General features: G+C 74.0%; 27 protein-coding genes. 6 read left to right on the top strand and 21 right to left on the bottom strand.

The window, feature by feature from the left end:
• Positions 1-173 precede the first annotated feature (173 nt).
• Genes AB0C22_RS08200 through AB0C22_RS08175 form a run of 6 tightly spaced genes read right to left on the bottom strand, consistent with a single transcriptional unit; the run spans position 174 to position 5,005 of the window.
• Positions 174-482, bottom strand: a complete 309-nt coding sequence (locus AB0C22_RS08200; protein WP_307799991.1) for a DUF2470 domain-containing protein — start codon at positions 480-482, stop codon at positions 174-176.
• Positions 479-1,156, bottom strand: a complete 678-nt coding sequence (locus AB0C22_RS08195) for a biliverdin-producing heme oxygenase (protein WP_357534210.1) — start codon at positions 1,154-1,156, stop codon at positions 479-481. Before AB0C22_RS08195 ends, AB0C22_RS08200 begins: the two co-directional genes overlap by 4 nt.
• Positions 1,157-2,065, bottom strand: coding sequence for a heme ABC transporter ATP-binding protein (locus tag AB0C22_RS08190; protein WP_357534208.1), 909 nt, complete (start codon positions 2,063-2,065; stop codon positions 1,157-1,159). It abuts the gene before it with no gap.
• Positions 2,062-3,159: an iron ABC transporter permease gene (locus AB0C22_RS08185; protein WP_219463004.1), complete on the bottom strand. Its 1,098-nt coding sequence runs from the start codon at positions 3,157-3,159 to the stop codon at positions 2,062-2,064. Before AB0C22_RS08185 ends, AB0C22_RS08190 begins: the two co-directional genes overlap by 4 nt.
• Positions 3,156-4,172 carry an ABC transporter substrate-binding protein gene (locus tag AB0C22_RS08180; RefSeq protein WP_357534206.1) on the bottom strand — a complete coding sequence of 339 codons (1,017 nt, stop codon included), beginning with the start codon at positions 4,170-4,172 and terminating at the stop codon, positions 3,156-3,158. The genes AB0C22_RS08185 and AB0C22_RS08180 overlap by 4 nt, the downstream gene beginning before the upstream one ends.
• Entirely contained in the window at positions 4,169-5,005 is an 837-nt protein-coding gene (locus AB0C22_RS08175; protein WP_357534204.1) for a hypothetical protein, read from the bottom strand. The genes AB0C22_RS08180 and AB0C22_RS08175 overlap by 4 nt, the downstream gene beginning before the upstream one ends.
• A gap of 195 nt (positions 5,006-5,200) precedes the next feature.
• On the opposite strand from AB0C22_RS08175, the gene AB0C22_RS08170 reads away from it, so the two are divergent.
• The 3 genes from AB0C22_RS08170 to AB0C22_RS08160 all read left to right on the top strand — a co-directional run bounded on the left by AB0C22_RS08170 (position 5,201) and on the right by AB0C22_RS08160 (position 8,795).
• Complete coding sequence (locus AB0C22_RS08170; RefSeq protein WP_219463006.1) at positions 5,201-6,709, top strand: HtaA domain-containing protein; 1,509 nt, start codon at positions 5,201-5,203, stop codon at positions 6,707-6,709.
• Between the two features lie 71 nt (positions 6,710-6,780).
• Positions 6,781-7,932, top strand: a complete 1,152-nt coding sequence (locus tag AB0C22_RS08165) for a DUF916 domain-containing protein (protein WP_357534201.1) — start codon at positions 6,781-6,783, stop codon at positions 7,930-7,932.
• Complete coding sequence (locus tag AB0C22_RS08160) at positions 7,929-8,795, top strand: hypothetical protein (protein WP_219463009.1); 867 nt, start codon at positions 7,929-7,931, stop codon at positions 8,793-8,795. Before AB0C22_RS08165 ends, AB0C22_RS08160 begins: the two co-directional genes overlap by 4 nt.
• Before the next feature lie 195 nt (positions 8,796-8,990).
• Here AB0C22_RS08160 and AB0C22_RS08155 read toward each other — a convergent pair whose 3' ends face one another.
• From AB0C22_RS08155 to AB0C22_RS08120, 8 genes are all read right to left on the bottom strand, one after another.
• Positions 8,991-9,899: a TIGR03619 family F420-dependent LLM class oxidoreductase gene (locus AB0C22_RS08155; RefSeq protein ID WP_357534199.1), complete on the bottom strand. Its 909-nt coding sequence runs from the start codon at positions 9,897-9,899 to the stop codon at positions 8,991-8,993.
• Positions 9,896-10,318: a MerR family transcriptional regulator gene (locus tag AB0C22_RS08150; RefSeq protein ID WP_219463012.1), complete on the bottom strand. Its 423-nt coding sequence runs from the start codon at positions 10,316-10,318 to the stop codon at positions 9,896-9,898. The genes AB0C22_RS08155 and AB0C22_RS08150 overlap by 4 nt, the downstream gene beginning before the upstream one ends.
• Before the next feature lie 103 nt (positions 10,319-10,421).
• Entirely contained in the window at positions 10,422-10,982 is a 561-nt protein-coding gene (locus AB0C22_RS08145) for a hypothetical protein (RefSeq protein ID WP_219463014.1), read from the bottom strand.
• 29 nt (positions 10,983-11,011) lie between these two features.
• Positions 11,012-12,202 (bottom strand): S1 family peptidase, encoded by a 1,191-nt coding sequence (locus AB0C22_RS08140; protein WP_219463016.1) that lies wholly within the window; start codon positions 12,200-12,202, stop codon positions 11,012-11,014.
• Between the two features lie 373 nt (positions 12,203-12,575).
• Positions 12,576-13,469: a VOC family protein gene (locus tag AB0C22_RS08135; RefSeq protein WP_219463018.1), complete on the bottom strand. Its 894-nt coding sequence runs from the start codon at positions 13,467-13,469 to the stop codon at positions 12,576-12,578.
• Positions 13,466-13,783, bottom strand: coding sequence for a Dabb family protein (locus AB0C22_RS08130; protein WP_302744364.1), 318 nt, complete (start codon positions 13,781-13,783; stop codon positions 13,466-13,468). Before AB0C22_RS08130 ends, AB0C22_RS08135 begins: the two co-directional genes overlap by 4 nt.
• A 23-nt stretch (positions 13,784-13,806) precedes the next feature.
• Positions 13,807-14,295 (bottom strand): aromatic-ring-hydroxylating dioxygenase subunit beta, encoded by a 489-nt coding sequence (locus tag AB0C22_RS08125; protein WP_208570001.1) that lies wholly within the window; start codon positions 14,293-14,295, stop codon positions 13,807-13,809.
• Between the two features lie 44 nt (positions 14,296-14,339).
• Positions 14,340-15,713: an aromatic ring-hydroxylating dioxygenase subunit alpha gene (locus tag AB0C22_RS08120; protein ID WP_208570002.1), complete on the bottom strand. Its 1,374-nt coding sequence runs from the start codon at positions 15,711-15,713 to the stop codon at positions 14,340-14,342.
• Positions 15,714-16,022: 309 nt separating this feature from the next.
• Here AB0C22_RS08120 and AB0C22_RS08115 point away from each other — a divergent pair, with 309 nt between their 5' ends.
• Positions 16,023-17,132 carry an acetamidase/formamidase family protein gene (locus AB0C22_RS08115; protein WP_357534195.1) on the top strand — a complete coding sequence of 370 codons (1,110 nt, stop codon included), beginning with the start codon at positions 16,023-16,025 and terminating at the stop codon, positions 17,130-17,132.
• 247 nt (positions 17,133-17,379) lie between these two features.
• Here the strand turns inward: AB0C22_RS08115 and AB0C22_RS08110 are convergent, their stop codons facing one another.
• The 7 genes from AB0C22_RS08110 to fdxA are packed head-to-tail and all read right to left on the bottom strand — an operon-like array spanning position 17,380 to position 22,979.
• Positions 17,380-18,279: a ribokinase gene (locus AB0C22_RS08110; RefSeq protein ID WP_219463024.1), complete on the bottom strand. Its 900-nt coding sequence runs from the start codon at positions 18,277-18,279 to the stop codon at positions 17,380-17,382.
• Positions 18,280-18,284: 5 nt separating this feature from the next.
• Complete coding sequence (locus AB0C22_RS08105; RefSeq protein WP_208570005.1) at positions 18,285-18,659, bottom strand: cupin domain-containing protein; 375 nt, start codon at positions 18,657-18,659, stop codon at positions 18,285-18,287.
• Between the two features lie 17 nt (positions 18,660-18,676).
• Positions 18,677-19,600, bottom strand: coding sequence for an aldolase/citrate lyase family protein (locus AB0C22_RS08100; RefSeq protein WP_357534193.1), 924 nt, complete (start codon positions 19,598-19,600; stop codon positions 18,677-18,679).
• A gap of 7 nt (positions 19,601-19,607) precedes the next feature.
• A complete protein-coding gene (locus tag AB0C22_RS08095; RefSeq protein WP_219463029.1) occupies positions 19,608-20,774 on the bottom strand; it encodes a hypothetical protein in 1,167 nt (388 codons plus the stop codon).
• Complete coding sequence (locus AB0C22_RS08090) at positions 20,771-21,691, bottom strand: fumarylacetoacetate hydrolase family protein (RefSeq protein WP_219463030.1); 921 nt, start codon at positions 21,689-21,691, stop codon at positions 20,771-20,773. Before AB0C22_RS08090 ends, AB0C22_RS08095 begins: the two co-directional genes overlap by 4 nt.
• Entirely contained in the window at positions 21,688-22,668 is a 981-nt protein-coding gene (locus tag AB0C22_RS08085; protein WP_357534190.1) for an NAD(P)/FAD-dependent oxidoreductase, read from the bottom strand. Before AB0C22_RS08085 ends, AB0C22_RS08090 begins: the two co-directional genes overlap by 4 nt.
• On the bottom strand, positions 22,668-22,979 hold the full coding sequence (fdxA, locus tag AB0C22_RS08080; RefSeq protein WP_219463032.1) for a ferredoxin: 312 nt from the start codon (positions 22,977-22,979) through the stop codon (positions 22,668-22,670). Before fdxA ends, AB0C22_RS08085 begins: the two co-directional genes overlap by 1 nt.
• A gap of 212 nt (positions 22,980-23,191) precedes the next feature.
• Here fdxA and AB0C22_RS08075 point away from each other — a divergent pair, with 212 nt between their 5' ends.
• Positions 23,192-24,523, top strand: a complete 1,332-nt coding sequence (locus AB0C22_RS08075) for a hypothetical protein (protein ID WP_357534188.1) — start codon at positions 23,192-23,194, stop codon at positions 24,521-24,523.
• A gap of 49 nt (positions 24,524-24,572) precedes the next feature.
• Positions 24,573-25,382, top strand: a complete 810-nt coding sequence (locus AB0C22_RS08070; protein WP_357534186.1) for an IclR family transcriptional regulator — start codon at positions 24,573-24,575, stop codon at positions 25,380-25,382.

Here is a 25,382-nt window from a genome sequence, read left to right as displayed (position 1 = left end):
CGCCGCGGCGGGAGCAGCTGCCCCGCCCGGCGCCCCCCCCCCCCCCCCCCCCGGGCCCCCCCCCCCGGGGGGGCCCCCCCCCGGGGGGGCCGGCCCGCGCGGGGCCGCCCCCGCGACGCCCCACCGCCGGGTGCTCGTGCTCAGCCGGCCCGGCGCGGTGGCCCGCCGGGTGCTCAGCCGGCCCGGCGCGGTGGCACGCCGAGCGCGGCGCACGCCTGCTCGTACATCCGGACCACCTCCCGGCGGATCTCGGCCCGCTCGGTGAGCCGGTGGGCGAACGGAACCCGCACCGGCACCTCGATGTCGTCGAGGGTGACGGCGAAGTCCATCCCGTCGGCGTCCAGCCCGGTCACCCGCGCCCGGCTGGCGTCCGGGCAGCCACCGAGGGTGCGGCAGATCAGCAGCGCGTCCCCGGCGTGGTCGTCGTTCATGTGCCGGCTGACCGCGCGGACGACGTCGGCGTCGAACGGCTGCCCGGTCACGCCACCGCCTCCGTGGCGTCCGGGCCGTCCGGCACGTGCCGGGCCAGGGCCGAGAAGACCGCCATGTTGTGCCGGTACGCCACCAGCACCTCGTCCAGCAGCGCCGCCTCGTCGGCCGCGCTCATCGGCAGGGCGTCCAACCGCGCCCGGTACGCGTCCTTGTACGCCTTCGGCCGGGTGATCTGGTCGAAGGCGTAGAACGCCACTCCGGACCCGTCGGTCAACCCGTACCGCCGGGACACCGCCCGTCCGATGTACAGGCCGCCGGAGAGGTCACCGAGGTAGCGGGTGTAGTGGTGGGCGATGAACCGTACCGGGGAGGTGCCGCAGACGGCCCGGATCCGGTCGGCGTAGGCCACCGTCGCCGGGTTCGGCGCGGTGCGCGACGCCCAGTCCGGGCCGACCAGCCGGCTAAGGTCCGCCTCCAGCGCGGGCAGCCGGGTCAGCGCGTCGTCGACGAACCCACCGGCGAGCGGGTCGTCGCGCATCACCCCGGCGACCGACTCCAACGCCTGGTAGAGGGCGTGGTGCTGGACCACCAGGTCGACGTAGCCGGCGAGGTCCAGCTCACCGGCGACCAGCGCGGAGACGTAGCGCTGGCTCTCGGCGGCGGCGTGGGCGCCCTGGGTGGCGGCCCGCAGCCGGGCCGAGAACGGCATGGGCGGGGTGTCCATCTATTCCTCCGTGAGGGGGGTGTTCCGGGCGGGGCCCCGACGGCGGGGCACGACCAGCGGCAGGCGGGTGTCGGGGTGCGGCACGACCTCGATGTCGTGCCGGTAGACCTCACTGAGCAGGGGCGCGGTCAGCACCGTGTCGGGGGGGCCGGCGGCGCGTACCCGCCCGTCGGCGAGCAGGGTGATCCGGTCCGCGTACGCCCCGGCCAGGGCGAGGTCGTGCAGCACGACCACCACCGCGTCGCCGGCGTCGGCGCGGTCCCGGGCGATCCGCATGACGAGCTCCTGGTGGTGCAGGTCGAGGGCGGCGGTCGGTTCGTCGAGCAGGAGCACCCCGGCCTGCTGGGCCAGCACCCGGGCCAGGGCGGCACGGGCCTGCTCGCCCCCGGACAACGACGGGAAGGGGCGGGCGGCGAACCGGATCACGTCACAGCGTCGCATGGTCTCGGCGACGACCGCATCGTCGTGGGCCTCTTCCGGACGGCCGGCCCAGGGTGCCCGGCCCATCCGGACCACCTCGACCACCGCGAACGGAAAGCTCAGGGTGCTGCGCTGGGTCAGCACCGCCCGGCGCATCGCCAACTCCACGGCCGACCATTCGGCCAGCGGACGACCGTCCACCTCGACGGTCCCGGCAGCGAGCGGCAGGTCACCGCTGACGGCGGCCAGCAGGGTGGACTTGCCGGCGCCGTTCGGGCCGACCAGGGCGTGCAGTTCACCGGCGCGGATGGACAGGTCGACCTGGTCGAGCACCGGTCGGCCGGCGCGCTCGACCCGGACCCCGGTGACCTGGACCCGGGTGCCGCCCGGTGTCGCCGGCGCCGGTGTCCGGGGGGCCGACCGGCGGCCGGTCAGCCGCAGCCGGACCCGTCGGCGGCGGTCCCGTTCCCGGGGGCCGTCCCCGCTCATGCCCAGCCTCCCGCGCGGTCGCGGGTGCGGCGCAGCAGCCAGAAGAAGGCGGGGCCGCCGACGATCGCGGACAGCACCCCCAACGGCAGTTCCTGGTAGTCGACGAGGGTCCGGGCGGCGAGGTCGGCGACGATGACGACGATCGCGCCGCCGAGGGCGCTGGCCGGCAGCAGCAGCCGGTGCCCGGGGCCGGCGACCATCCGGACCAGGTGCGGCACGACCAGGCCGACGAAGCTGATGATGCCGGTGAAGGCGACCGCCGCCGCGCCGAGCAGTGCGGTGACCACGATCATCCGGACCCGTAGCCGTTCCACGTCGACCCCGAGGTGGCGGGCGGACCGTTCACCCAGGGCGAGCAGGTCGAGCCGGCGGGCGTCGGCGAGGGTGGCGAGCAGCCCGACCGCGAGGCAGGGCGCGGCCAGGGCGACCGCCGACCAGTTCGCCTGGGCCAGGCTGCCGAGGTTCCAGAAGGCGATGGCCTGCACGCCCGACTCGTCGGCGACGAACATCAGCAGCCCGATGGCGGCACCGGCGACGGCGTTGACCGCTACCCCGGTGAGCACCAGGGTGACCACCTCGGTCCGGCCGCCGGAGCGGGCCAGCAGGTAGACCAGCCAGGTGGTGGCGAGGCCACCGGCGAACGCGGCGGCGGGCACCGTCCAGCCACCGAGGACGGTGACACCGGTGACGATGGCCAGCGCCGCGCCGACCGCCGCGCCCGCCGAGACGCCGATGACGCCCGGCTCGGCCAGCGGATTGCCGAACACCCCCTGCATCACCGCACCGGCACAGCCGAGCGCGGCGCCGACCACTGCGGCGAGGGCGACCCGGGGGAAGCGGACCAGCCACAGCGCGCTCTCGCCGTGCGGGGCGGCGGGCCGGGGGCCGAGGTCCAGGCCGAGGCGGTGCAGCACCGAGCCGAGCACCTCGGCCGGGGAGACGGCCACCTGCCCCCGGCCGGCGGCGATCAGGGCGACCAGCAGCAGCCCGGCGGTGAGCCCGGCGAGCAGGACCGGTCCGTGACGGCCCCGACGGCGGCGGTCGCGGCCGGCTGCGGTCTCCCCGGTGGCCGGTCGGATGTCGGTGGCGGTCACCGGGGAGTCCGGCAGTGCAGCGCGTCGGCCAGGGCCCGCACCACCCGCCCGGATCGGGTGCCGAAGGTGAGCAGGACGCCGTCGTCCATGTCGACGACCCGGCGGGCGGCCCCGGCCGGGGTCTGCCCCACCCCGGGGAGCTTGAGCAGGCCGTCGACGCCGCCGACGGACTTCAGCCCACCGCTCATCACCAGCAGCACGTCCGGGGCCGCGTTGATCAGGCCCTCGCTGGTCAGCGGGCGGAACTTCGCCAGGCCGATCGCGGTGCCGGCGTCCACTCCCCCGGCCGCCTCGATCATCGCGTCGGAGCCGGCGCCCCGCCCGCCGATCAGGTAGACCCCGGCGGTGCCGCGCAGATAGAGGAAGGCGACGCGGGGGGCCGGGCCGTCGGGCACTGCGGCGCGGGCGGCGGCGATCTCGGCCTCGATCCGGGTGACCAGCCGGTCGCCGGCCGCGCCGACGCCGAGCGCCGCCGCGATGGCCCGCACGTGCGCGGGGACGGCGTCGAGGCTCTGCTCGGCGGCGACCAGGACCACCGGGATGCCGGCGGCGCGCAGCTGCCGCAGCGTCTCGGGTGGACCGATGCTGTCGTCGGCGAGGATCACCGTGGGGGCGAGGGCGAGCACCGCCTCGGCGGACAGGTCGTGTCCGGCCGGGGTGACCACCGGCAGGTGCGCGGCGGCGGGGAAGGTGGTGGAGGTGTCCCGGCCGACGACGTTGCCGCCGAGCCCGAGGCTGAACACGATCTCGGCGATCGACCCGTAGAGGTTGACCGGCAGGATGCGGGTGGCATCGGTGACCGTGCTGGCGACGCCGTCGGTGGAGGTGACGGTCACCGGCAGGGCCGGGGTCGGCGGCGGGACCAGCGGGGTGACGTCGGTGTCGGGCAGCGTGGCGGTGACCGGGCCGCAGGACGTCGGTGCGGTCGGCTGCGCCTGCGCCGTCGGGTCGGTGCAGGCGGTCAGGCCACCGACGAGCAGCAGCAGGACGAGCGGCAGCGCGCGTCGGGTCACGACGTGGCCCGGCGACGACGACGGCGCAGGCCGGCGAGCAGCGCCACCCCGAGCACGGGTACGACCAGCACGGCGAGCCACCAGCGTCCGGTGTCGGAGGCGGCGCTGACCCGGGTCACCTGCGCCTGGTCGGTCTGCCCGACCCGGCCCGCCTGGTCGGTCCCGCCACCGGCCCCGGCGGGGACGCTCCCGTCGGCGGTCGCCGCCGGGCCCGCGCCGGTGGGCGCGGCGGCCCCGCCGGTCGGTGCCGCCGCCGGTGGGGTGGTCCGACCGGTGCCGCCGCCGACGCCGGTGGTCGCCGGGGCGGCGGCGGTGGTACGCGCCGGAGTGGGCGCGGCGGCGAAGGTGATCGGCACCCGGACGTCCTGGGAACGGTCGGCGGTGCGGGTGTGGTCGGTCCGGGAGGCGACCACGCACCGGCGGACGGTGCAGTCCACGTCGCCGATGCGGGTGGCCACGGTGAGGCTGACCCGGAACGAGCCTCCGGTGCCGTACGGCACGGCCAGGCCCTCCCCGTAGGAGGGTGGGTTGGAGGAGATCCAGTGCGAGGCGCCGGTGCTGCCGGTGGTGTCGGCTCCGCCGCCGCACGGGCTGGGGGCGACGCCGGCTCCGTTGTCCACGCAGAAGGCGACGTAGATGCCCTTGGTGACGTCGTATCCGCTGCCGGTGACGGTCACCGTGGCCCCGTTGCGGCCCACCCCGGCGCTCGGGGTGACGGTGAGGGTCTGCCCGGTGGCGCCCCGACCGGTGCCGGCGTGGGCCGACATCGGCAGCAGGCCGACACCGACAGTGATCAGGGCGGCGGTCAGGACGGCGCGACGCAGTGCTCGCATCAGGCTCCCCACATGACTGATCGGGCCGGCTGACACACCGACCGTAGCTAAGGTTTGCCTAACCTAAGCGAGAGATCCGCAGTTCACAAGGGGTTCTTCGGGTCAAGATCTTCAACCCACCGCCCACTGTGCTGTGGTAGTTAGGTTTGCCTAACCTCAACCACTGTCCGTATTGGGGACAACAGAGGGAGCAGCATGGTCAGATCCAGCACCGGCACCGGTCGGTGGCGGTCGGCGCGGTGGGCGGCGGTCGCCCTGCTCGGCGCGTCGGCCGCACTCGTCGGGGTCAGCCCCGCCCAGGCCGCCGGGGCGGACATCCGCTCCGGCAGCCTGACCTGGGGATTCAAGGCATCGTTCCGCGCCTACCTGAACACCGGCAACGGCAACCCGCCGATCGCGGCCAGCGAGGGCGCCAGCATCAACAGCGACGGCACCTTCACCTTCCCGGCGAAGGGCGGGACGCACGACGCCGGCACCGGGGCCATCGACGCCCGGTACGGCGGGAAGATCGTCTTCTCGTACCCGGCGCACTTCTTCACCATCTCGTTGGCCAACCCGACGGTCGTCGTGACCGGTGGCACCGCCGCCGTCACCGCGGACGTCGACCTCACCACCACGGCGGCCGAGCCGGTCTCGGTCCGCCAGGCCACCATCGCCACCATCGCCGTCACCGACGGCAACCCCGGTGGCAGCGGCGGCACGGTGACCGCGACCGACCTGGCGGCGACGCTGACCGCCGAGGGCGCCTCGGCGTTCAACGGCTTCTACTCCGCCGGCTCCGCACTCGACCCGCTGTCGTTCACCTTCTCCACCGGTGGCGGCGGCGAACCGGCCGGCCCGGCGGTCGGCGTCACCCCGGCCACCGGGCTCGATCCGGCCGGGGCGACGATCACGGTCACCGGCAGCGGTTTCGACCCGGAGGCCAACGGGGCGGCGGGGATCTACGTCTCCTTCGGCCGCAAGGTCGACGAGCACTGGACGAACGCCGGCGTCCTCCAGGTCACCAAGTGGGTCAACAAGTCCAACGAGCCGACCGAGGCCCGCGACCGGCTCAACGCCGACGGCACGTTCCGCACCACCCTGCCGATCAGCGCGGTCTACACCGACCGCACCGGCACGTCCGTCGACTGCACGAAGGTCCAGTGCTATGTGATCACCTTCGCCGCCCGGGGCGCAGCCGACCGGAGCCAGGACACCTTCACCCCGGTGACGTTCAGCCGTACCCCGGCCGGTGGCGGCGACGCCAGCCAGCAGATCACCACCACCGTCACCGGTGGTGCGCTGACCCTCGGCGTGACCGGTTCCTCGGTCACCCTGCCGGCGGTCAGCAACGGGCAGGTCACCACCGGGGCGCTGAACGCCGCCACCGTGGCCGACCTGCGCGGCACCAACGCCGGCTGGAGCCTGGTCGGGCAGGTCGCCGACTTCGCCTCGGCCAGCGGCGGCACCATCGCCGCGGACAACCTCGGCTGGACGCCGAGCGCCACCGTCGGCGTCGACGGCCTCGCCGGGACCCCCGGCGTGGTCACCCCGGGCGCACCCGCCGCGCCCGGTGCCGGCCTGGGCACGGCACGTGCGCTGTGCACCTCGGCCACCGGCGCGAGCAACGGCACCTTCACCTGTGGCGCCGAACTCCAGCTCGGGGTTCCGGCGTCCGCTGCGGCAGGCGACTACAGCGCGGTGCTGACCCTCACCCTCTCCTGATTCGGCAACACCCCGGTGGGACGGGCTCGCCACCCGCCCCACCGGGCCCGATCACCCTTGCGGAGCCCGGCATGTCCCTGCGTACCACCCTGATCCGGGCGAGCGCCGTGCTCGCCGCCGCGCTGCTCGTGGCGACGGCCCCGCCCGCGCCGGCCCCCGCCGCGCCCGCCCCGTCGCCCGGCCCGGCAGCCGGGGCCGGGGAGACCGGCGCGGCGCGCTGGGCCGTCCAGCCGTCCAGCGCCAAGGGCCCGACCGGGCGCAACTACTTCATCTACGACCTGGCCCCGGGCAGCACCCTGACCGACCACGTCGGCATCACCAACCTCGGCGACCGCCCGGTCACCTTCGACGTGTACGGCACCGACGCCTACACCTCCACCGACGGCGCGTTCGCCCTGCTGCCGGCGGACCGGCCGGCCACCGACGTGGGCTCCTGGATCAGGGTCGACCGGCGCGAATGGACGATTCCGGCGGGCAAGCGGGTCGACATCCCGTTCCGGCTCACCGTGCCGGCCAACGCCACCCCGGGCGACCACACCGGCGGGGTGATCGGTGCCGTCGCCCGGGTCCGGACCACCGCCGACGGGCAGCGGGTGCTGGTCGACCAGCGCCTGGCCGCCCGGGTCTACCTGCGGGTCAACGGCCCGGTCCGGCCGGCCGTCACCGTCGAGGCGGTCGACGTCTCCTACGCCAACCCGGTCAACCCGTTCGCCGGTGGCGACGTGGTGGTCCGCTACCGGCTGCGCAACGACGGCAACGTCCGGCTCGGCGGCAGCGCCACGGTGACCGTACGCGCGCCGTTCGGCAGGGAACAGGCCCGCACCTCCCCCACCGACCTGCCGGAGCTGCTGCCCGGGGCCACCTTCACCGTCACCGAGCGGATCACCGGCGTACCCCCGCTGCTGCGGCTGACCGCCGAGGTCGACATCGCGGCCACCAGCACGGACACCGCCCTGCCGCCGGTGGTCCGTACCGCCGGGGTGTGGGCTGCGCCGTGGCTGCTGCTGGCCCTGCTCGCCGGGGCGGCCGGCTGGGCCGGGCTACGGTGGTGGCGACGGAAGGCCGCTGCCGCCGGTCGACTGTCCACCCCGGACCCCGCCCCCGGTCAGCAGGACCCTGCCGACACCCCGCGACCGGCCGCGACCGCCTCCGCCGCGTCCGGCGCTGCCGCCGGGCCGACCCCGGGTGTCGACGCACGTCCCGACGCCCCGCCCGCCCGATGACCGGGCCGCTGCGTGCCGTCGCCCTGCTGGCCGTGGCCGCCGCGCTGGCTCCGGCCCCCGGGACACCCGCCCCGGCCGGCACCCCGGCGGGCGGCGGTCCCGGCGTCACCGTGCCGGCAGGGATGCTGCGGGTCGGGCAGCGGATGCTGGTCGGCCTCGACGGCTGGCCGGCCGGCACAGTGCAGGCCGAGGTGTGCGGCAACGCGGCCCGGCGCGGCGCGCTCGACTGCGCGACCGGGGCCGCCACCCACGGGCAGGTGCCGCCGTCCGGCCGGGCCACCCTGCCGGTGCTGTTGGTCGCCCCGCCGGTGGCCTGCCCGTGCGTGCTGCGGGTCCGGACGCCGACGGGCACGGCCACCGCCGTCGCCGACCTGACGTTGGCCGGGGTGACCGCCCCGGCCGCCGCGCCCATCGCCCCGCCCGAGCTGACCCTGGTGGCGTTGCGTGCCGTCGACCGGTCCGGGCCGCGCGGCTGGTTCGGCCTGCCGGGCGAACTCGCGGTCCGGATCACCGTGCACAACACCGGCCCGCAGGAGATCACCGACCCGGCGTTCGCACTGACCGTCGGGCCACCCGGCCGGGCCCGGACCATCGTGGCCGCCCCGGCGCTGGGCACCATCGCCGCCGGGCAGACCCGGGAGTACCACGTCCCGGTGCCCACCGACGCGGCCCCGTTCGGCCGGTACGAGGTGGACGGCCGGATCGCGGTGCCCGGTCGGCCGCTCGCGTTCACCGTGGCGGCTACCCGGCGGCCCTGGGGTCTCCCGGTCGCCGCCGCCGTCCTCACGGTCGTGCTGCTGCTCACCCGGCCGGCACGACGCCCGACGCCCGACGCGACACCGGCGGATCCAGTCGACGAATAGCCGTTCGCGCAGGGTGCCTGGCCTGGGGTGGGGCCGTGCCCGCCGCCCCCGTACCCGTCGTACCCGGCCCGGATCTCGATTCGACCTTCGCCGCGCTCGGTCGACTGTCGTCCCACCGCCCTGAGGCGACGGGCCCCGCCCCGCCAGAGCCGGCACGCCGGGCGGGACCGACTCCGGTCGCCCGCCGAGCGGCGGCTAGCGCGGGCCCGACCCGCTCGTGCGTCGCACCCGGGGCAGAATCTCGCCGGCGAGCCACTCCAACGCCGCATCCAGCAGGCGACCGTCGATCGGCATCCACAGCGAGCACATCGACACCCCCGCATCGCCGAGCCGGACCAGGTCCTCGACGATCGCCTCGGTGCTGGCGTCGGTGCCGCCGAGCAGCCGGCCCGGCGCGGGCCGGACCGCCGGCATTCCCGGCGGTACCAGGAACCCGACCGTGCTGATCTCGATCGTCGCCGGGTCACGTCCCGTGCCGTCGGCCAGTTCCTCGATCCGACGCCGGAAGTAGCGGGCCTCCTCGTGGTCGAGGCCGGAACCGTGCCAGCCCTCCCCGAACCGCAGTGCCCGCCGGATCGCCGCGTCGCTGTGCCCACCCACCCAGACCGGTGGCCCGCCGGACCGGTACGGGAGAACACCGATGCGGGTGTCACGCAGGCCGGCGAACCTGTCGTCCAGGTCTGCGGTGGTGCCGGCCCACAGGGCCTTCATGACCTCCAGGCTCTCGTCGGTCCGCCGGCCACGTAGCCGCAGCGGCATCCCCAGCGCGGTGAACTCCTGCGGGTTCCATCCGGTGCCGACGGCGACCGCCAGCCGCCCCGCCGACACGACGTCCAGCGTCGCGAGCTGGTTGGCCAGCACCACAGGTTGGTAGTAGGGCAGGACCAGAACGCTCGTCGCGATCCCCAGACGGGTCGTCGCCCCGGCGACCGCCGCCAGCAGGACCACCGGGTCGAAGCCGACGCCGTGCGGGTTCTCCAGCACGTGGTTGGCCATCAGGACGTAGTCCAGGCCGATCCGCTCGGCGTCCTGCGCCGCCCGGAGCACGGCGGCACCCGCGTCGCCCGGCCACGCCTGCGGTTCGAGGGAGAGTCCGAATCTCATCGTGACCACTCGTCGGTCACGGTTTCCCCGCCGCAGGCCATCGCCGACCTGGTCGCCAGGAGCTGCCGGGCGAGCCGCCCGCGCAGGTCCTGGAGAGCGGCGATCCGCCGGTCCAGGGCACCGAGCCGGTCGGTGGCGACCCGGAGCGCGTCGGGGCACCGGGGCAGGGTGCTCAACGGCTCGTCGAGGCACCCCTCATCGATCGAGAGCCGGATGTCCTCGATGGTGAGGCCGGAGTCGAGCAGCTCGTGGATGTTCCGGACCCGGACCACCGCCGACTCGTCGTACTCCCGATAACCGTTGGCGGCACGGCCCGGGGCGATCAGGCGCTGCTGCTCGTAGTACCGCACCGAACGGGCGCTGACGCCGCAGCGGCGCGCGAATTCTCCGATCCGCATGTCACTGGTCCCCTTACGCACCCGGCGATGCTAAAACCCTGACATTGATGTCACGGTCAAGTCATCACGTGCGGGCGTCACGGGGCCGACGCCACGCGCGCCGGCCCCGCCGTGGTCGACCTGCTCAGTTACTGAAGAAGGTGCACTGGAACGCCATGTCGTCCACCCGTACGGGGCCGCTGCCACCCAGCAGGGAGACCCGGACGAACACCTGGCTCGGGCCGTTCGCGTAGCTGGCCACGTCGTGCCGCCGCCAGACGGTGTCGGTGATCCGGACGGTGCGCAGCGCGAGGTAGGTCCAGCTCGCCGGATCGATCACCTCGACGTTGAGCACCGCCGGCCCGCTGACCGCCTGGACGAAGAACCCGCCGCCGCAGGTGGTGTTGTGCCCGGCGGTACGCGGCCGTACGGTGAGCAGCTTGCCCACCCCGGACCAGCCGCCGGCCGACGTGGTGAGAATGGCGTTGTTGGCACCGGAGCGGGCCTTCCCCGCGCCCAGCTCGAAGGCTCCGCTCCCGGCGCCGGAGCGGTGGAACTCCCACACCGCTGCCGGGCTGCTCTCGAACCCGTCGGTGTGCTGCCAGAGGTCCGCCTGGGCGGGGCCGACGGCCACGGTGAGGGCCACCGTCGTCGCCATGACGGCCGCGGCGGTGACGCGTGCGGCGCGGGTGAATGCGTTTCTCATCGCGGTCTCCTTGTGCTCGTCGCCGCTCGTCACGGCGCGCCGTAGATGACGACCTGGTACGTGGTGATCGCCTCTCCCACCGGCTGGTGCCAGGTACGGGGCGAGGAGTTGCACTGGCTGCCGTTGCGGTTGGCGTGCGAGTTCAGCCCGTACCCGGTGTTGGTGGCGAAGAGCGGCCCTCCGCTGTCGCCGCCGAGGGTGCAGATGTTGGTCTCGATCATCTGGCGTACGGTGCCGCCCGCGCCGTTGACCGTCACGTTGGTCTTGAGCACGGAGCCGCACCGGAAGCCGGTGGTCCGGCCCGAGTTGCAGACCGACAGCCCGCTCACGGCCGTCGCCCAACCGTGGATGCTGCGGCTGGTGTTGTTCCACAGGTTGATGGTGCCGGTGGCCCAGACCGACGGACCGTTCATCCAGATGAGACCGAAGTCGTTCTCCGGATAGTGGCTCTCCAGCGTCGGCCCGACGTCCTGCCCGTTGGGCAGCGTCCAGTGTGGGAAGCCCTGGGTGCAGTGGCCGGCCGTGATGATGTAGTTGAAGGTGTAGTCGGTGGCGGTGAAGCCGACCGAACAGCCGCCCATCGCGTCCCCGCTGGAGATCCCGACGTTCGGCTGGATCCGGCCGGTGCTGGTCTCGAACCGGACCGCCGAGCCGAACCTGCGCGCCGCCGAGCGTTGCACGGCGTTCTTCGCCCCCGACGCCGGCAGGCTCACCACCACCTGGTTGGTCTGCGGGTCCACCCCCCACGTCGTGTCGGGTTCACTCGCCGCGGCCTCCAGCGCGCGCTGGATGCTCTGGAGTTGCCGTTCGCCGCGGGCGACGAGGCGTGCCTTGGCGCCGGCGGCGGTCACCTTCGCGGCAGCCGCCGCGTCGGTGACCGTGACGACGAGGTTGCCGTCGGACAGGTACGCGCCGCCGGAGCTGGCACCCAGCTCGGTGGTCAACCGGTTGGCGAGTCGCACGTTGGCGTTCTCGACGCTGATCAGCTTCTCGGCGGCCGCACGGCTGATGCCGCGCTGCTCGGCGATCGCCTCGGCCATGTCCGGGGCCCCGCCCGCCCGGCCCCGGTCGGCGACGCCGCCGATGGAAGCCGGGGTTGCCCGGCCGTCGGTGCGGGACAGATCCACCCCGCCCCCGGGCCGGGCCGGACGGTCACCGGCCGGTCCGGCCGCTGCGGCTGTCGGGACGAAGGCCACCGACGTCACGGCGGCGAGTGCCACGGCGAGCAGGGCCCTGCGGCCTGGTCTTCTCAATTCCGGGTAACTGACGGCACGTTCTGACATTCACCGCTCCCATCGCAAGGGGACTGGTCGGCCGGGTCAGGAGCCGAACGCCCCGGACCGGGACGGCAAGCCTCGCAACAGGCAGCAGACTGGGGGCGGGATGCTGGACGCGACTGGACACACCCGGACACCGGGCATGAGCCCGAAAAGGCCCCGACCCGGGTGTGTCCCCGGGTCGGGGCCTTTCGTGTTCATGTCCACCGCGGCTCGAACCCCGAACCCGCAGATCAGGAGTCCGAGGTTCCCTCGCCCGCTGCACCGCGCCGACCGGTCGGGTGTGCGGCCCCGCCCGCCGGTCACGGGCGAGGGGTCAGAAGCGCGCCCAGTCGTCGGCGGCCGGCCGCCACACGTCGATGTTGCGCGGGTCGACCGCCATCCGGCGGGCCCGGTGGGTCTCGTGCTCCTCGGGGGTGAACACCCGGTGCCTGTCGCACAGCTCGTAGCGCGGCCCGTGCCGGGTGTCGTGCATGTAGAAGGCAATCGACGTCGAGGCCGAGTGGTTGACCAGGTCCGAGGCGATCGGGACCTGCTTGTACTGGGCCCGCGCCCGGCCGCGCATCACGTGGTCGAAGCTCTTCATCATGAAGCACAGGTGCGCGACGTAGAACTCGTTGTTGCGCTGGATCGCCAGGCTGTGGTGGTAGCGGTCCTCGCTGCGCAGGAAGACCGTGACGTCGCCGACGTGGTCGGACTCCTGGAAGCCGAGCACCTTGGTGTAGAACGCCAGCGTCTCGTCGTACTTGTCGGTGGCGAGGAAGGGGTGCACCAGGTCCAGCGGGCGCAGCTCGATCAGCGGCGGCTCGGCGTACTCCTGGAACTCGGTGAACAGCTCGACGATCAGCCCGTTGGGGTCGCGGACGGCGAAGCCCCGCTGGACCAGGCCCTTGACCCGGTCGGCCAGCTCGAAGACCTCGTGCCCGGCGGCGGTGACCCGCTCGCGCAGGTCGTCGAGGACGGCGTCGTTCTCGACGCTGAACCCGACCGCGGTGGTCCAGGACTCGGTGCGCTGCGGCGCGGCGACCAGCTCGATGCTGTGGTGTTCGAGGTCGGCGCGCAGGAACGCGTACTCGTCGTCGTGCTGCTCCAGTTGCAGCCCGACGTGGTACTGGAGGAACTCGATGGAGGCGGCCAGGTCCGGCACCTCGATCCGGGCGTACTCCATGCCGTAGGGCCCACGGCGGCGGGCGGTGGCCTCGGTGGTCATCTGTGACCCCTCTCGATGGGCTGGGCGTCCCCGGCGGTGGGGAGACTGACGATGGCCTGACGCTCGATGACCGGCCGCCAGCGTTCCCGGACGAACCGCTCGTGCGAGTCGCTGTGCAGGTAGTCGAGCAGGTCCTGCTCGGTGGGGAACTCCACGACGAAGCCGTGGGTCATGCTGGTGTCGCGGGTGCTGACGTTGACCCCGCTGCGCCAGTTGCGCATCGCGGGATACCGGCTCGGAAAGGTCTCCAGCTCGGCCAGGACGGACTCGGCCGCGCCGGGCGGCAGGTCGTCGCGGAACCGGAAGACCAGCATGTGGGTGATCATGGCGGGCCGGCTCAGAGGATGAAGCTGAGTCGGGCGCCGGGATCCATCGACTCCATCACCGGCACGGCCCGGCGCAGCCGGAACCGCAGCCCGTCCGGGTCGACCTTGAGCACGTGCTCGTACCGGCCGACGTAGGTGTAGGCGCCGTTGTCGCGGTAGCGGTGGATGAGGAAGTTGGCGCTGATCCAGACGGTCTCCGCGCCGGCCTCCAGCAGCAGCACGTTGGAGATCATCCGGTGGGTCCGCGAGTGCGGGTTCTCGGCGTGCGCCTTGCGGCTCTTGAGCCGCTTGACCCGGGCCTGGATCAGCTCGTAGTCGTCGGCGACGAAGTACCCGGCGGTGGTGGCGTCCCAACCGGCCCAGTCGGTGGTCGGCACCTCCAGCCGGCCACCCGGCTCGATCAGGGTGAGCCACTCGTCGAGTCGCCACTCGTCGAGCAGTTGCGCCTCCCGGTAGAGGAAGTCCTCCACCTCGGCCCGGGTCACCTCGCGCGACTCCACTTTGACCACTCCCCCACGGCTCCCGGCCGTCGTTGACAACGCGCTCACTTGCCCGCACCCCCCGCGGCGGGTCCGGCGGCGGGCGTACCGGCCGGCGGGTCGCCGGCCACGCTGGTGCCCGCCCCGACGACCTCGGCCCAGCGCCGCCAGAAGCTGCGCATCGCGCCCTCGTCGATGGAGCGGCCCTGGTTGCCCTGCTTCTCGTTGGCCATGCCCCGGGACATGTCGCTCCAGTCGTGCGCGGGGTCGACCGAGTCGGCGGTCGCGGTGATGCCGCGCTGCACCGCCTCGTACGCCTCGATGTCGTCGGGGGTGGCCAGGCCGCCCGGTCCGACGAAGCTGACCATCGTCTTGATCCGCAGCGCGCGGACCGACTCCGGCTCGCCGACCTCGACGAACTGCCAGGCCCGCACGTCGGTGCGGTCGGCGGCGACGGGTTCGAGCTGCCGGATGGTCAGCGCCTCCAGATCGAACAGCAGCAGGTTGGGGAAGACGAACAGGATGCGGCTGGCGTCGGCCACCTCGGCGGCGAGTTCGGGGCCGAGGCGGGCCTCCAGCTCGCGGCGCTTGGTGACGGTGCGGGTCTTCTCCTCGTCGCCGAAGCGGGGCTCCCACACCATGCCGATCCGGCCGTTGTGCCCGGTGAGCACGAGCAGCCCGTGGCCGCCGCCGAGGTCGTAGGCGTACTGGTCGTCGTCGGTGACGGCGAAGCCGGTCTCGCGCAGGTAGCCGACGAAGGTGTTGTGGGTGGGGGCGAAGTGGTAGCCGTCCATCGCGTTCTCGACGGCCAGCTTCCAGTTGCCCTTCACGCTGTAGAGCTGCACGCCCGGCAGGGTGGTCATGCCATGCTCGCCGATCTTGGCGGTCAGCGACATGTAGTGCGCGGCCGGCCCGAGGTGGGTCAGCAGGTCCGGCACGTCCGGGTCGAAGGCGACGAAGACGAAGCCCTCGTGGATCTGGAGCCGGGGCACCTGCCGCAGGGCCATCGAGGCCCGGAAGGCGGGGTCGTCGGGGTACGCGTCGTCACCGGGCAGCGCGGCCAGCTCGCCCGAGTTGCTGAACGCCCAGGCGTGGTAGAAGCACTGGAAGAACTTCGTGTTGCCCTCGCTGTGCCGGCACAGCACGGTGCCCCGGTGGGTGCAGGCGTTGAAGAAGGCCCGCACCTGGCCGTCGGCGTCCCGGCAGAAGATCAGCGGTCGACCGCCGAGGGTACGGGTCTTGAAGTCGCCCGCCTTCGGGATCTCGGTCTCGTGACCGAGATAGAGCCAGGTGTGATTCCAGATCCGGTCGACCTCGGTCCGGAAGACCTCCGGATCGCGGTACGCCGAGCGGTGCACCCGGAACCGCAGCGCCTCCCAGTCCTCGTCGATCATCGCGCCGGTTGCACCGAGCGGACGTACCGGCGTCTGCTGCGCCATCACCTCACCGCCTTCTACGTCATGCGAGACAGCATCTCGCTACACGATGCTGCTACTCCGCCATGGCAACTGTCAAGAGCAGGGAAGACTCCGGCACCGGGTTACTCGCTGTTAATACGAACGCAACACGTACCTGCTGATTCGCCGGCCACGATGCCCCACATCCGACTCGGCCCGGCCGATCCGCCCCACGGCGATCACCGGCCCCGGATGCGGCCCGCGCACCCCGTCGCCGGCCGCCGGCCACCCGCACCGGGCAGCGCCGTCCCGTCGCACCGCCAGCCGGTGTCACCCCTCCCGGAGGATGTCATGCTCCAGCCGCACGATGGCCCGATCGGTGGAACCCACTACCTGCCCAGCACCCCGGACACCTGCCTGTGGGGCCGGCTGCCCAACCGGCGGCACGACCCCGTGCTGCGGGTCGGCTCCGGGGAGACCGTGACCATCGACACGCTCAGCCACGAGGGGATCCTGGAGGACCAGGGGCGTGACCCCGTCGGCTACCTCAAGCAGTTCGACGTGCCCACCGACCGGGTGCTCACCGACGCCCGCGACCTGGCCGCCTCCGACGTCGCCCACGACTACGACGCCGACGGCCCGCACGTGGTCACCGGCCCGATCGCGGTGGCCGGGGCCGAACCCGGCGACCTGCTCCGGATCGAGGTGCTCGACCTGCTCGTCCGCGCCCCGTACGGCTTCATCAGCAGCCGGCACGGCTACGGCGCGCTGCCCGGGGAGTACCCGCTCACCCCGACCGACACCGGCCCGGACGGCGACGGCCCCCGGGAGTACGGCACCGTCAGCCACTTCACCGAGGTGATCCACCACGGCGGCCGGCTGTTCGGCACCCTGCCGTACGGCGACGGCCGCGCGGCCCGCTTCCCGCTCGCACCGTTCCTCGGCCTGATGGGCGTCGCCGTCGACACCGACGAGCCGGTCCACTCGGTACCACCCGGCGCGTTCGGCGGCAACCTCGACATCAACGAGTTGCAGGTCGGCTCGGCCCTCTACCTGCCGGTGCAGCTGCCCGGGGCGGGTTTCTACGCCGGTGACCCGCACTACGCCCAGGGCGACGGCGAGGTGGCGCTGACCGCCCTGGAGGCACCGCTGCGGGCCACCCTGCGGCTGTCGGTGATCCCCCGTGCGCAGGCCGGCCTACTGCTCGGTGGGGTCGACGGGCCGTTCGGCGAGACCGCCACCCACTGGCTGCCGGTCGGCCTGCACGCCGACCTCGACGAGGCGATGCGGCGGGCCGTCCGGGCCGCCGTCGACTTCCTCGTCCGCACCCAGGGCATGCCCCCGCAGACCGCCCTGGCCTACCTCAGCGCCGCCGCCGACTTCGAGGTCAGCCAGGTCGTCGACGGGGTGAAGGGCATCCACTGCCTGATCCGCAAGGCCGACTTCCCGGCCCACTTCTGACCGACGGCCCCTGCTGACCGACGGCACGGGTCCCGGCCGGTGGCACCGCGCCACCGGCCGGGACGACCGGGAGGGGTCACCAGCGGGCCCGGGTCACCGCACGGTGCACCGGCGAGGCCCACAGCGGCACCGCCGCCACGCCGTCGCCCCCGACCGGGACAGACCGGGGGCGACGCGCAGCCGGCCGGAGCCGGGCCGCTCCGTCGCCGGAAACAGCACGACGGGCGGCAGGATCAGGGAGAACAGGTCAGGCGGCCGTGGGCACCTCGGCTCGGCGGGGCGCGGCGGCCATCGCCCCCGCCCGGGTGACGGTGACCGCCGCCGCCCGGCTCGCCCACCGGGCCGCCTCGTCGATCGCCGCGCCGTCGAGCAGCGCGTCGGCCAGGGCGGCACAGAAGGTGTCCCCGGCACCGGTGGCGTCCACCGCGTCGACCTGCTCCGCCGGCACCAGCCACTGCCGGTCGGTGGTCACCACCAGCGCGCCGTCGCCGCCGAGGGTCACCACCACCGGCCCCCGGGTGCCCAGCGAGCGGGCCATCGCGGCCAACCCGTCGACCCCGACGTCCGGCGTCGGCGCACCGGCCAGGGCGGCCAGCTCACCCCGGTTGGGCACCAGTACGTCGACCCGGGCCAGGGTCGCCGGGTCGACCGGGCGGGCCGGGGCCGGGTTGAGCACCACCAGGCCCTCCGCCAGGCGTACCGCCTCGGCCACCACCGCGGCGTCGACCTCCTGTTGCAGCAACACCGCCCGCGCCGACCCGAGCAGGTCACGCAGGGGCGCGAGGTGCTCGGGCGCGAGCCACATGTTCGCCCCCGAACTCACCGCGATGGTGCTGTCGCCGTCGGCGGTGACCAGGACGATCGCCTGCCCGGTCGGCCGGGGAGCGCGCAGCACCGACTCGGTGGTCACCCCCTCGGCGGCGATCAGCCCGAGCAGCCAGTCCCCGTCGGCGTCGATGCCGACCGCGCCGACCATCGCCACCCGGCGACCCAGCCGGGCGGCGGCGACCGCCTGGTTGGCGCCCTTGCCGCCGCCGGTACGCCGGTGGTCGGCCGCGCCGAGCACGGTCTGACCGGGGGCGGGCAGCTCGTGCAGCGGCACCACCACGTCCACGTTGAGGCTGCCCACCACGACGATGTCGGTCATCGCGGTCAGCCCTGCCCCGGACGCCAGGCGTGCGGCAGGAAGTCCGCCCGGGGCGGGGCGAAGACGTCCACGTTGATGCACGGGCCCTCGGTCGGTTCGATGTAGTGCTCCGCGCCCCGCGGCACGAGCAGCAGCGAGCCCGGCCCCATCGGGTGCGGCACGCCGTCGACGTAGTAGTTGCACCGGCCGCCGAGGATCAGCACCAACTGGTCGAAGTCGTCGTGGTGGTGCGGGTTGAGGTCCATCCCGACGGCCAGCTCGTGCCAGGCGAAGAGGACCTCGTCGGTGGCGTACACCTTGCGGCGTACCCCGGGCCGGACCTCGGTGGCCGGGATGTCGTCCCAGTTGACCGAGATGCCGTACAGCTGCGGATTGAGCATGTGAACGCGTCCCCTTCTCAGGCGGGTCGGGCAGGTGCGGCGAGCCGACGCAGGCCGGCCCCGAGCAGTTGCAGGTCCGAGCCGACGACGAGGTACCGCGCGTCGGTCAGGCCGCAGCCATCCAGCGTTTCGGCGGAGCGCTCGGCGACCCAACCGCCGAGGGCGACCCCGGTCGCGCGGGCCGCGTCGGCGATGTCCCCGGTGCGCCGCAGCAGCGGCCCCCGGTCGTCGGTGGTCGACAGGCCCAGGCTCACCGCCAGGTCGGTGGTCCCGACGAAGCCGACGTCCACCCCGGTCAGCAGGGCGGGCAGCGGGTCGTCGGTGGTCGCCGTCTCGATCTGCGCCACCAGTACGGGCGGGTGCTCGGCCTCCGCCGCCAGGTACCGGTCGAGGCCGTCACCGCCGTACCCCGCCGACGGGTGCGCCAGGCTGATGCTGCGCCGCCCGTGCGGGGCGTACCGGCTGGCCGCGCGCAGCGCCTCGACGTCGGCCCGGCGACGCACGGTCGACAGCTGCACCCCGACGGCCCCGGCCTCCAGCAGCCGGTTGACCTGGCCGGGGTCGACGGCCGGGACCCGGACCAGCGCCGGCAGGCCGGCCAGGGCGGCGAGCCGGAGCTGGTCGGTGGCGGTGCGCTCGTCCAGCCCGGAGTGCTCCAGGTCGACCACGACGAAGTCGAGGCCGGCGCGGGCGGCCAGGGCGATCACGTCGGCACCGGGCAGCTTGACGAAGGTGCCGACGAGCTGCCCGCCGTCGCGCAGCGTGCCCCGCAGCCGGGCCCGGGCGGCGTGCACGCCGGTGGGCGGCGTCGTCCCGGCGGACGCCGCCCCCGCTGCTGGCGGCCCGGCGGACGCCGGTGGCGTCGACCCGGCGGACGCCGGTGGCGTCGACCCGGCGAACACCTGCGCACGCCCCGGCGGGGTCGGCTCGACGGCGGACATCAGCGGGTCACGCCCCGGTGGCGGGCAGGCCGCGCCACGGCACGGTCGGCACCTGCTCACCGGCGAGCAGTACCACGGCCGGGTCCAGCCGGGGCGCGGTGATCTTGTTGCCGGCGGCGTCGGGCAGCACCGCCTCCTCGGCCTCGGCCAGCACGGTGACGTGGGCCGGGCCGCCCTCGACCAGGCTGCCGTAGCCCTCGGCCTCCAGGCCGGTCAGCCGGGCCGGTGCGGAGGTCACCCGGGGCACCAACTGCTCCAGGGTCATCCCCATCGCGCGCAACTTGGCCATGCTGGTGACCAGGTCGAACACCGGGCCGCGCCAGTTGCGGGCGCTGGTGTCGGAGGTGACCACGTCGGGCAGGAAGCCCTGCTCGATCGCCGGGCGGGCGACGGCGAAGCTGAGGTTGCTCTTGCCGTGGGCGGACTCGAACAGCACCCCGCGCTCACGGGCGGCGTACACCTCGGGCAGCACGGTGCCGTCGTTGAGGATGCCGTACGGCTTGCCGGTGTAGCAGTGCGCCACGACGTCGCCGGGGCGCAGCAGGGGCAGGATCACCGGCAGCGGCTCCGGCGTCTCCCCGATGTGGATCATGAGCGGCAGGCCGGCCTCGGCGGCGAGCGCCAGGGACCGCTTGAGCAGCGGCCGCCAGTCCATCCCGACGACGTCCTCGGAGAGCCGGATCTTGAAACCGCGCACCCGGTGCGGGTTCGCCTCGGCCACCGCCAGCGCGTCCTCCGGGACCAGCGTGCCCGGGTTGATCAGCTCACCGAACCGGAAGTCGATCAGGCCGAGGACCGAGACGTTGAGGAAGTTGACCAGCCGCATCCGGGCCGGGACGGCGACGTACTTCTCGAACGCGGCGAAGGTGGACGCGCCGACCGTGCCGGCGTCGCAGGCGGCGACGACGCCCCGGTGCAGGTGCGCCTCGTCCGGCGGGGCACCGACCTTGGAGACCTCGGCGAAGATGTGGGTGTGCGCCTCGACCAGGCCGGGCAGCACGTACTGCCCGGTGCAGTCGATCACCCGGTCGGCGTCGGCGGCGAGGCCGGGCGCGATCCGGGCCACCCGGTCGCCGGTGACCGCGACGTCGGCTACCCGACTGGCCCCGGTCTCGCCGTCGAACACCTGGCCGCCGGCCAGCACCAGGTCGTATCGGTCGGAATTCTCACTCATGACATCGGGCTCTCTGTGCGAAGCGAGTAGGTCGACGCGCTGACGGCGGCCGGCGCGGGATGGTCCGGGCCCTCGGCACGGAACCGGGTACGCAGGGGCAGCACCCCGGCGACGGTGACCTCGACCTGGTCGCCGGGGCTCAGGAAGCAGCCCCGGTCCTGGCCGGTGCCGGTCGGGGTGCCGGTGAGCACCACGTCACCGGGCTCCAGCACCACGTAACTGGTGATCCAGGCGAGCAGGTCGGGCACCGGGAAGATCAGGTCGGCGGTGCTGGCCTGCTGGCGCAGCTCCCCGTTGACGGTGGTGCGTACCCCGATGGCCTCCCGGTCGGCGACCGCGCCGAGGCCGAGCACCGAGGCGCCCAGGGCGCCGAAGCCGGGGAAGCTCTTGGCCAGGGTGGGGTTGCCGGTGGCGGCCATCACGTCCCGGGCGGTCAGGTCGTTGGCGGCGGTGATCGCGGCGAGGTGCGCCCAGACCTGCCCGGCCGGGGTGTGGTGCATCCGCGTACCGACGACCAGGGCGACCTCACCCTCGTAGTCGGACTGCTCACTGACCGAGCCGGGCAGCGGCACGGTGTCCCCCGGGCCGGAGCCGGCGCTTGGCGACTTGAGATAGAGCACCGGTCGGGTGGGCAGCGCCCGTCCGGTGGTCCGGGCCTTGCAGTGGTAGTTCAGCCCGACCCCCCACACCGCCCGGGTGCCGGACAGCGGGGCGCGCAGGTCGCCGACGAGGGTCTCCAGCGGCAGCCGCCGCCGGACCCGGGCCTCGACGGCCGGGGTGAAGCCGAGTCCGGCGCGCAGCATGGCCGCCACGTCCGGGTACGGCAGGTCGAGCAGCTCGACGTCGTCACCGACGATCCGGCCCAGCCCGTACCGGGTGACCACCAGGTGCGCGTCGGCGGGCCCCGGGGCGGTCATGCCGCGTCCGAGGAGTGGCCGGGAACGGTGCCGAGCGCCGGGTTGACCAGCGGGGCCAGGTTGTTGACGGCGGCGGCGGCCTCACCGAAGCCGACCGAGATGAGGCGTACCTTGCCGTCGTAGTCGGTGATGTCGCCGGCGGCGAAGACCCGGGGCAGGTTGGTGCGCATCGACCGGTCCACCGCGATGTGCCGGCGACGCATCTCCAGCCCCCACTGCTCCATCGCGCTGAGGTCGGCGATGAAGCCGAGCGCGGCCACCACCGCCTGGGCGGGCAGCGTCTGGCGGCCATCGCCGCGCACCTCGGCGATCTGCACCGCCTCGATGTGCTGCTCCCCGTCGATCCCGCAGACCTCGTACGGGGTGAGCACCCGCACGGTCGAGTCGTGCAGCTGGGTGACGCTGTGCTCGTGGGCACGGAACTGCGGTCGCCGGTGCACCAGGGTGACGCTGCTGGCGTACGGCTCCAGGGCCAGCGCCCAGTCGACGGCGGAGTCGCCGCCGCCGACCACCACGACCTCCTGCCCGGCGAGTTCCTCGAGCCGGGGTACGAAGTAGCGCAGCCCCCGGCCGAGGTGACCGCTGCCGACCGGCAGCTCGCGGGGGGTGAAGGTGCCGATGCCGGCGGTCAGCAGCACGGCGGCCGCCCGGACCTCGGTGCCGGTGTCGGTGCCGATCAGCACGTGGTCCTCGGCGCAGGTCAGCTCGATGGCGCTCTGCCCGAGCAGGAAGGTCGGCTTGGCGGTAGCGGCCTGGGTGAGCAGGGCGTCGACGAGTTCCTGGCCCCGAACGGCGGGCAGTCCGGCGATGTCGTAGATCGCCTTCTCGGGGTAGAGGGCGGCGATCTGCCCGCCGGCCTCGGGCAGCGAGTCGATCACCGCCACGCTCATCCCGCGGAAGCCGGCGTAGTAGGTGGCGTAGAGCCCGGCCGGGCCGGCGCCGACGATCGCGAGGTCGACCTCGTGCCGCTCGGCCATCAGCTGGCGCTTTCCGCGACGGCCGGGTGGTCGTGGCCGACCCGGCCGATCTTGCGGGCGCCGCCCGGGGTGCCGATCTCGGAGAAGAACTCGGCGTTGATCGGGCCGAACCGGGCCCGGTCGGCGGGCAGGTCGTCGAAGTGGAAGATCGAGGTGACCGGGCAGACCGGCTCGCAGCGCCCGCAGTCGACGCACTCGTCCGGGTTGATGTACATCATCCGGTCGCCCTCGTAGATGCAGTCCACCGGGCATTCCTCGACGCAGGACCGATCCTGTACGTCCACACATTCGTCGGTGACCACGTAGGCCATCGGTCCTCCTGCGGTTGGGTCGGCCGGCCACATCCGAGCCGACGCGGCAGGTCGGGGCGCGCAGCCGATCCGGCGTGCCGGGCCCGTTCCGCGACGTCGCCGGATGCGGGGGCGATGTCGTTTGGTGTCAGGCCACGCTAGAGACCTGGCCCAGAGTATGTCAACATACGAGACGTCATCTTGAATGAAGTCACGCAGGCGGGAGGAACCGGATGGACGACGAGGTGCCGGCGACCCTGCGCCACGCCGCCGAACGGGCGGTCGACGAGGCCACCCTGCTCGACGCCCTGGCGGCGCTCACCGCGCAGCCGACCCCGTACGGCCGGGAACGGGCCACCGCGCACCGCGTCGCCGACTGGGCCGCCACCCGCTGGCCGGAGCTGTCCTGGCGGGTCGACCCGGTGCCGCGCACGGCGACCACGCCGGACAGCGCCAACCTGGTCGGCGGCTCCGACCTCGGCGAGCGCCCCGAGTTGCTGATCTACTCGCACCTGGACACCTCACTGACCGGCGCCACCGACTTCGACGCCCCGATCACCGGCCGGCACACCCCCGCCCCCGCGCTGGAGCTGTCCGGCCCGGCCGGCGAGGTGGTCAGCGGCTTCGGCCTCGGGGTGGCGCGGGCGGCAGCCGCCGCCGCCCTGGTCGGCTACGCCGCCGCGGCCGAGGCAAGCCGGGCCGCCGGCCGGCCGCACCGGCTGACCCTGCTGCTCGCCGCCACCGGCACCCACCGCGACGATCCCACCGCCGGGCCGGACGACGGGGTCGCGCCGGCCCCCACCGTCGGCGGGGTGCTCCACCACCTGCGCGACCGGCCACTGCCGGCCGCCGCGATCGTGGCCAAGACCAGCCCGGGCATCCTCACCGCCGAGCCCGGGGCGATGTTCCTGCGGGTACGGCTGACCAGCGGGTTCCATCCCGCCCTGTTCCGGGACACCGCCACGCCCCCCGGCGGGCTGCTCGTCCACCTGGGCGTGCTCGTCGAGGCGCTGGAGGAATTCCGGCAAGCACACCTGGCCCGTCGGGCCGACCCGGACGCACCGGTCGGCGCGGAGTTGGGCATCGGGGCGGTCCGGGCCGGCCAACCGGGCAAACCCGACCTGCTGCCCGGGGTGGTCGACATCCACCTCTACCTGACCACGGTGCCCGGCGACGACCCGCGGCAGATCACCGACGCGCTGCGGGCGACCCTGACCCGGCGGCTGCGCGACACTCCCCTCGCCGGCTGCGGGGTGACGGTGACCGGCCACCCGGCCCACCCGTCCGCCGCCACCGCAGCGGACGCACCGATCTGCCGGCACGCCGGGAAAGCCTGGCTCGCCGCGTTCGGCCGGCCGGCCCCACCGGTGCGCGGCTGGACCGGCTCGACCGACGGGGTGGTGCTGCGGCGACGGGGGGTGCCTACGGTACGGCTGGGGCCACCGGCGCTCCCGCCCGATCCGACCGATCCGCGACGGGAAAGGTACGCGGTGCCGGAACTGATGCGCTTCGCCCGGTTGTACGCCGACATCGCACTGCGGCACCAGCAGGCATCGACAGGCTGACGTGTCATATGCCATGATACTGTCTCACTCTGCGCACAAAGGAATCCAGATGGCGGACGATGCCCCTTCGCCGGTCAAGAGCGCTGATCCCAGCTCACCGGCGATCCAGACCGTGCAGCGCGCGGCGGTCATCCTCAACGCGTTCACGGCGGCACGTCCGCGCCTGAGCCTCAACGAACTCACCGCCAGCCTCGGCACCAGCAAGGCCACCGCGCACCGCTACACCAAGGCGCTGCGGGAGAGCAACCTGCTGCGCTACGACGAGCGGGAGGGACTTTACTCCCTCGGTCCGCAGATCCTGACCCTCTCCGCCGCCGCCCGCGCGGCGATGCCGGTGATCAGCATCGCCGGCCCGCGCATGCAGCAACTGGTCCGTGAGATCGACGAGACCGTCGTGCTCAGCGTCTGGGACGGCGACACCGCCGTGGTGGTCCGCGCCGACGACAACACCGACCGGGTCATCCGGGTCAGCGTGCGTACCGGCTCGCGGCTGTCGCGCACCGAGTCCGCCCAGGGCCGGGTGTTCTGCGCCTTCCTCCCCGAGGCCGACGTCCCGGGGCTGGCCGGCGAGATCGCGGCCTCCGCCGAGCTGCGCCGGGAGGTCGACAAGATCCGGCGTACCGGCATCTCGGCCAACACGCCCTCGGCCAACGGGGTCCGCAGCATCGCCGCGCCGATCTTCCGGGGCAGCACCCTGATCGCCGCCATGGCGATCGTCGGCACCACCACCTCGGTCCCCGAGGGCACCGACAGCCCGCTCGCCATCGCCCTGCAACGCGTCGCCGCCCTGGTCACCGCCGAGCTGGGCAGCGGCGGCAACGGCCACCACCCCCCGGTCGGCAGCAACGGTCACCGCTGA

The organism is Micromonospora sp. NPDC048894 (assembly GCF_040649765.1).
GTDB classification, from domain to species: Bacteria; Actinomycetota; Actinomycetes; order Mycobacteriales; family Micromonosporaceae; genus Micromonospora; species Micromonospora antibiotica.
Note: the sequence above shows the minus strand (reverse complement) of the source record. Positions and strands in the feature narration are given on the sequence as shown.